The sequence below is a fragment of the Streptomyces sp. NPDC056231 genome (assembly GCF_048270745.1).
Classification (GTDB): Bacteria; Actinomycetota; Actinomycetes; order Streptomycetales; family Streptomycetaceae; genus Streptomyces.
The window spans coordinates 61,036-68,179 of the sequence record NZ_JBLVKW010000047.1; the positions used below are offsets into that span (position 1 = coordinate 61,036).

Genomic DNA, 7,144 nt, shown 5'->3' on the forward strand with positions numbered 1-7,144 from the left:
GGCGCATGCCTGTCGCCCTTCGCTCCATCGCGGACAAACGCCAGGTCGACGGCCCGGCCCTACGGTGGGGGCAAGACACCCCACGACTCCGAAGGGCCGGAACCTCCATGACTTCCACCCACGCCTTCTGGCTCGCCGGCCGCCAGGCCACCGGCGAGGACAGCTTCGACGTCACCAACCCCTGGGACGGCCGTCTCGTCGGTACGGTCAGCGTGCCGACCGACGCGCAGATCGAGGAGGCCGTCGCCGCCGCGCACGCCGTGCGCGAGGAGTTCGCCGCGACGCCCGCCCACGTCCGTGCCGCCGCCCTCGACCACGTCGTACGGCGTCTCGTGGAGCGCACCGAGGAGATCGCCCAGCTGATCTCCGCCGAGAACGGCAAGCCCATCAAGTGGGCGCGCGGCGAGGTCGGCCGCGCCGTCTCCGTGTTCCGGTTCGCCTCCGAGGAGGCCCGTCGCTTCAACGGCGGCGACGCCCAGCGCCTTGACACCGACGCCGGTGGCACCGGCCGTCTCGGGCTGACCCGGCGCTTCCCGCGCGGCACGGTTCTCGGTATCGCGCCCTTCAACTTCCCGCTGAACCTGAGCGCCCACAAGGTCGCCCCGGCCATTGCTGTCGGCGCCCCGATCATCCTGAAGCCCGCCCCGGCCACCCCGATCTCGTCGCTGATCCTCGGCGAGCTGCTGGCCGAGACCGACCTCCCGGCCGGTTCGTGGTCCGTGCTCACGGTGCCCAACGACCGTATGCCCGCCCTCGTCCAGGACGAGCGCCTGCCCGTGATCTCCTTCACGGGTTCCGGCCCGGTCGGCTACTCCATCCTGGAGTCGGTGCCGCGCAAGCACTGCACCCTGGAGCTGGGCGGCAACGGCGCGGCGGTCGTCCTCGGCGACTACGCCTCCGACGAGGACCTGGACTGGGCCGCGAGCAGGATCGCGACCTTCTCCAACTACCAGGGCGGCCAGTCCTGCATCTCGGTGCAGCGCGTCATCGCGGACGCCTCGGTCTACGACCGGCTCGTCCCGAAGATCGTCGCGGCCGTCGAGGCCCAGGTCACCGGCGACCCGTCCGACGCTGCCACCGACGTCGGCCCGCTCGTCAGCGAGGACGCCGCCAAGCGCGTCGACTCCTGGGTGGACGAGGCTGTGCAGGCAGGCGCCCAGCTGCTCACCGGAGGCAAGCGGGACGGTGCCACCTACGCGCCGACCGTGCTCGCGGAACTCCCGGACGGCGTCAAGCTCTCCTGCGAGGAGGTCTTCGGACCGGTCCTGTCCGTCCAGAAGGTGGACGGCGAGGCCGAGGCCTTCGCCTCGGTCAACTCCTCGAAGTACGGCCTGCAGGCAGGTGTGTTCACGCACGACCTGCAGACCGCGTTCCGTGCGCACCGGGCCCTTGAGGTCGGTGGCGTGATCATCGGCGACGTCCCGTCCTACCGCGCGGACCAGATGCCGTACGGCGGAGCCAAGCAGTCCGGCGTCGGCCGTGAGGGTGTTCGCTACGCGATGGACGACTACACCTACGAGCGCGTGCTGGTCCTCACCGGCCTCGCCCTGTAGTTCCGTAAGCAGGATCGAACCGATCCACAGGAGCCGCCTGTAATCCGCCTGGACAGCACGACAGCAGGCGGCAGACGAACGGCCGGAGCCCACTGTGCGGGGGCTCCGGCCGTTCCTGCTTCCCCCTCGACCCGGCCCGACCGCAGTTCGCCCGCCGAACGTGCCACTGGAGTGGCTCTGGACCCGATCGGCGTCCCGGGGCTGGTGAGACCGGCAGGAATCGGGTACATACGGACGAGTAGCACCGGTTGGTATGCCTCGGGAGACGCGCCTGCGCTCCGCGCGGACCGGCCGGGTCCGCCAACCCGACAACGCGGCGAGGTGAGCTCCTCATGTCCGCACCATCCGCTCCGAAGAACACGCCCAAGGTCACCGAGCGTGAAGCGCGTCAAGTGGCCGAAGCCGCACGCGAGCAGGACTGGCGCAAGCCCAGTTTCGCCAAGGAACTCTTCCTCGGCCGCTTCCGACTGGACCTGATTCATCCGCATCCCATGCCGCCCGGCGACGACGTCAGGCGCGGCGAGGCGTTTCTCGCCCGGTTGCGCGACTTCTGCGAAACCAAGATCGACGGCGCTCTGATCGAGCGTGAGGCGAAGATCCCCGACGAGGTCATCAACGGCCTCAAGGAGCTCGGCGCCCTCGGGATGAAGATCGACCCGAAGTACGGCGGCCTGGGACTGACCCAGGTCTACTACAACAGGGCGCTCGCCCTGGTCGGCTCCGCCAACCCGGCGATCGGCGCGCTGCTCTCCGCCCACCAGTCCATCGGCGTACCGCAGCCGCTGAAGCTCTTCGGCAGCCAGGAACAGAAGGACGCTTTCCTTCCCCGGCTCGCCCGCACCGACATCTCGGCGTTTCTCCTCACCGAACCGGATGTCGGCTCCGACCCTGCCCGGCTCGCCACCTCGGCCGTTCCGGACGGTTCCGACTACATCCTCGACGGTGTGAAGCTGTGGACGACCAATGGCGTCGTCGCCGACCTGCTGGTCGTCATGGCCCGCGTCCCGAAGTCGGTCGGCCACAAGGGCGGCATCACCGCGTTCGTCGTCGAGGCGGACGCCCCGGGCATCACCGTGGAGAACCGCAACGCCTTCATGGGGCTGCGCGGGCTCGAGAACGGCGTGACCCGCTTCCACCGCGTCCGGGTCCCGGCCGCCAACCGTATCGGCCCGGAGGGAGCCGGTCTCAAGATCGCCCTCACCACGCTCAACACGGGCCGGCTGTCGCTCCCCGCCATGTGCGTCGGAGCGGGAAAGTGGTGCCTGAAGATCGCCCGCGAATGGTCGGCGGTCCGCGAACAGTGGGGCAGGCCGGTCGCCCGGCACGAAGCCGTCGGTGCCAAGATCTCCTTCATCGCGGCCACCACATTCGCCCTGGAAGCAGTGGTCGACCTCGCCTCGCAGATGGCGGACGAGGATCGCAACGACATCCGCATCGAGGCAGCGCTGGCCAAGCTGTACGGCTCCGAGATGGGCTGTCTCATGGCCGACGAACTGGTTCAGATCCGGGGCGGCCGGGGCTTCGAGACCGCCGAATCCCTCGCCGCCAGGGGCGAACGGGCCGTCCCCGCCGAACAGCTCCTCCGCGACCTGCGGATCAACCGGATCTTCGAGGGTTCGACAGAGATCATGCATCTGCTGATCGCCCGCGAGGCCGTTGACGCCCACCTGAAAGTCGCCGGAGATCTCATCGACCCCGACAAGCCCCTCTCGGCGAAGGCGAAGGCGGGAGCGAACGCGGCCGGCTTCTACGCCCGCTGGTTGCCCAAGCTCGTCACCGGACCAGGTCAACTGCCGCGCACCTACAATGAGTTCCATCCGCCCGGGCACCCGGACCTGTCCACCCATCTGCGCTACGTCGAACGCTCTGCCCGCAAACTGGCCCGCTCCACCTTCTACGCGATGTCGCGCTGGCAGGGACGCATGGAGACCAAGCAGGGCTTTCTCGGCAGGATCGTCGACATCGGTGCCGAACTCTTCGCGATGAGCGCCGCCTGCGTCCGTGCCGAACTTCTGCGCACCACCGACGAGCACGGCCGGGAGGCCTACCAACTCGCCGACGCCTTCTGCCACCAGTCCCGCATTCGCGTCGAGGAACTCTTCACCCGCCTGTGGTCCAACACCGATCAGCTCGACCGGCGCGTGGTCGACGGCGTCCTGTCCGGGGCGTACCTCTGGTTGGAACAGGGTGTCGTCGACCCGAGCGGCGAGGGCCCCTGGATCGCCGACGCCACTCCCGGCCCGGCCACCAAGGACAACGTCCACCGTCCCATCCACTGACCGCCGGCCCATCGAGCCGGCCGGACGGGGCGGGCGGGAGTATCCACTCGCTGGACGCTCCCGCCCGCCCGTGTGCCGCACGGCAGGATGGGCGTCGCGACCAGGCAGCCGCGGGAGGCCTCAGGGCTTCGGCGCCTGGTGGGCCGCCGCTCAGAGGCTGCCGGAATTCACAGGAACACTTCCTGAGCTGCTCCTCAGCTGCTCCTCCCGGAGGTCTCCCGGGACGCGCTGTCCGTCTGCCGGGCCGATGCGGCAACAATGGGGGGCATGAGCGACAGCCCTGCACCCCTCGCCGACCCGCACCTCGTATTCGACGCAGTGGAAGGACGCCGGGATCTCGTCATCCTCGGCTCCACCGGGTCCATCGGCACCCAGGCCATCGACCTGGTGTTGCGTAACCCCGACCGCTTCCGCGTCACCGCGCTCTCCGCTGCGGGAGGCCGGGTTGCCCTCCTCGCCGAGCAGGCGCGGCGACTGAGAGTGCGCACGGTCGCCGTCGCCGTACCGGATGCGGTGCCGGCCCTCCGCGAAGCGCTGCGCGAGCAGTACGGTGCCGGGGAACCGCTTCCTGAGATCCTGGCGGGGCCGGACGCCGCCACGCAGCTTGCCGGGAGCGCCTGCCACACCGTGCTCAACGGAATCACCGGCTCGATCGGTCTGGCCCCCACGCTCGCCGCGCTGGAGGCCGGGCGTACGCTCGCTCTCGCCAACAAGGAATCGCTGATCGTGGGCGGACCGCTGGTGAAGGCCCTGGCCAAGCCGGGCCAGATCATCCCGGTCGACTCCGAGCACGCCGCGCTCTTCCAGGCGCTCGCCGCCGGCACCCGGGCCGATGTCCGGAAGTTGGTCGTCACCGCATCCGGCGGCCCGTTCCGGGGACGGACGAAGAGCGAGCTGGCGAGCGTCACGCGTGAGCAGGCGCTCGCGCACCCCACCTGGGCCATGGGCCCGGTGATCACGATCAACTCCGCCACCCTGGTCAACAAGGGGCTGGAGGTCATCGAGGCGCATCTCCTCTACGACATCCCGTTCGAGCGGATCGAAGTCGTCGTCCACCCCCAGTCGTACGTTCACTCGATGGTGGAGTTCACCGACGGCTCCACCCTTGCCCAGGCCACCCCGCCGGACATGCGCGGACCGATCGCCGTCGGCCTCGGCTGGCCGGAACGAGTCCCGGACGCGGCACCCGCTTTCGACTGGTCGAAGGCGTCCACCTGGGAGTTCTTCCCGCTCGACAACGACGCCTTCCCGTCCGTGGGCATGGCCCGGCACGTCGGAGCGCTCGGCGGCACCGCCCCGGCCGTGTTCAACGCCGCGAACGAGGAATGCGTGGACGCGTTCCTGGCGGGACAGCTGCCGTTCAACGGAATCATGGATACGGTCACGGCGGTGGTGGCCGAACACGGCACCCCTCCCACGGGAACTTCACTCACGGTCGCAGACGTCCTGGAAGCGGAGAGCTGGGCACGGGCCCGGGCTCGGGAACTCTCGGCGAAAGCGACAGCGGAGGCGCGCGCATGAGTATTACGACGGTCCTGCTGACGATTCTGGGTATCGTCGTCTTCGCCCTCGGTCTGCTGTTCTCGATCGCCTGGCACGAACTGGGACACCTGTCGACCGCGAAGCTCTTCGGGATCCGCGTCCCGCAGTACATGGTCGGCTTCGGCCCGACCATCTGGTCGCGGAAGAAGGGCGACACCGAGTACGGGATCAAGGCGATCCCGGCCGGTGGCTACATCCGCATGATCGGCATGTTCCCGCCCGGTCCGGACGGACGGCTCGAGGCGCGCTCCACCTCGCCGTGGCGAGGAATGATCGAGGACGCCCGAGAAGCCGCTTTCGAGGAACTCGAACCGGGCGACGAGAAGCGCCTCTTCTACACGCGCAAGCCATGGAAGCGCGTGGTTGTCATGTTCGCCGGACCGTTCATGAACCTGGTTCTGGCCGTCGCGATCTTCCTCGGCGTGGCGATGACCTTCGGCTTCCAGACGCAGACCACCGAGGTCGCGGGCGTCCAGAAATGCGTGATCGACCAGAGCGAGAAGCGGGACGCCTGCAAGAAGAGCGACCCGGTCTCGCCCGCGCAGGCCGCCGGACTGAAGAAGGGCGACAAGATCGTCGCCTTCAACGGTCAGAAGGTGGACGACTGGGCCTCCCTCTCCGACCGGATCCGCGACACCATCGGCCCCGCCACCATCACCGTCGAGCGCGGCGGCCAGGAGACGACACTCCACGCCGTGCTGCAGAAGAACATGGTGGCCGACAAGGACTCCAAGGGTGAGGTGATCCCCGGCAAATACGTTCCGGCCGGGTATCTGGGCTTCGCGGCCCAGACCGAGATCGTCCCGCTCTCCTTCAACGACTCGGTCGTCCGCATGGGCGACATGATCGAGAACGGCGTCGACTCGATCATCGCCCTCCCGTCCAAGATCCCGGGCCTGTGGAACGCGGCCTTCGGTGACGGCGAGCGAGCGGCTGACTCCCCGGTCGGCGTCGTGGGCGCGGCCAGGATCGGCGGCGAGGTGATGACGCTGGACGTCCCGGCGACGAACCAGATCGCGATGATGCTGTTCCTGCTGGCCGGCTTCAACCTCTCGCTGTTCCTCTTCAACATGCTGCCCCTGCTGCCGCTCGACGGCGGGCACATCGCGGGAGCGCTCTGGGAGTCCCTGCGCCGCAATGTGGCGCGGGTCTTCAAGCGCCCCGACCCCGGCCCCTTCGACGTGGCCAAGCTGATGCCGGTCGCCTATGTCGTCGCCGGCGTCTTCATCTGCTTCACACTGCTCGTCCTGGTGGCCGACATCGTCAATCCGGTCAAGATCTCCTGACCGCTCTGAGGCAACGGCCGGCCCGAGGCATGGGCCGGCCCGGAGCGTCGACCGGTCCGGGCGCCCATGGGCCTGGCGCCCGGCTGGCCTGGCGCGTTGCCACGCGTCACGCCGGACGACCCCGGCGCGACGATCGGACAGACCGAGCCGGGCGCACCACAGGCGGTGACCGGGCATACAGCTGATCTGATGTCCGGGCGCCTCTGTTTGTACGGACTTCGGGATGCGGTGTGCTCCGGGTTCCCCCCGGTGCCGTAACCTCGAAGGCCGGAGCCCGCCGATCTCGGGACCTTGATCCACACCTTGGGGATGCTCAGCGCATGACTGCGATTTCTCTCGGAATGCCGTCCGTTCCGACCAAGCTCGCCGACCGGAGGGTCAGCCGCAAGATCCAGGTCGGGTCTGTGGCGGTCGGTGGGGATGCGCCGGTGTCGGTGCAGTCGATGACCACGACCCGTACGTCGGACGTCGGTGCGACGTTGCA

Annotated in this window: 5 protein-coding genes; all 5 read left to right on the forward strand. The window is 69.0% G+C overall.

Going from position 1 to position 7,144, the window contains the following annotated elements; all coding sequences use genetic code 11:
- Positions 1–107: 107 nt before the first annotated feature.
- A complete protein-coding gene (locus ACNPQM_RS29235) occupies positions 108–1,553 on the forward strand; it encodes an aldehyde dehydrogenase family protein (protein WP_418086318.1) in 1,446 nt (481 codons plus the stop codon).
- Positions 1,554–1,885: 332 nt separating this feature from the next.
- On the forward strand, positions 1,886–3,832 hold the full coding sequence (locus tag ACNPQM_RS29240) for an acyl-CoA dehydrogenase family protein (protein WP_358860146.1): 1,947 nt from the start codon (positions 1,886–1,888) through the stop codon (positions 3,830–3,832).
- Positions 3,833–4,090: 258 nt separating this feature from the next.
- Positions 4,091–5,353, forward strand: a complete 1,263-nt coding sequence (dxr, locus tag ACNPQM_RS29245; protein ID WP_418086319.1) for a 1-deoxy-D-xylulose-5-phosphate reductoisomerase — start codon at positions 4,091–4,093, stop codon at positions 5,351–5,353.
- Positions 5,350–6,660, forward strand: coding sequence for a M50 family metallopeptidase (locus tag ACNPQM_RS29250; RefSeq protein ID WP_358860148.1), 1,311 nt, complete (start codon positions 5,350–5,352; stop codon positions 6,658–6,660). The genes dxr and ACNPQM_RS29250 overlap by 4 nt, the downstream gene beginning before the upstream one ends.
- 320 nt (positions 6,661–6,980) lie before the next feature.
- The coding region (locus ACNPQM_RS29255) for a flavodoxin-dependent (E)-4-hydroxy-3-methylbut-2-enyl-diphosphate synthase (protein WP_356646833.1) at positions 6,981–7,144 on the forward strand (164 nt) is incomplete at its 3' end.

What these genes read in the sequence shown, in the direction of transcription:
- ACNPQM_RS29235 (WP_418086318.1), top strand. Translation starts at nt 108, where the DNA reads ATGACTTCCACCCACGCCTTCTGGCTCGCCGGCCGCCAGGCCACCGGC.
- ACNPQM_RS29240 (WP_358860146.1), top strand. Translation starts at nt 1,886, where the DNA reads ATGTCCGCACCATCCGCTCCGAAGAACACGCCCAAGGTCACCGAGCGT.
- dxr (WP_418086319.1), top strand. Translation starts at nt 4,091, where the DNA reads ATGGGGGGCATGAGCGACAGCCCTGCACCCCTCGCCGACCCGCACCTC.
- ACNPQM_RS29250 (WP_358860148.1), top strand. Translation starts at nt 5,350, where the DNA reads ATGAGTATTACGACGGTCCTGCTGACGATTCTGGGTATCGTCGTCTTC.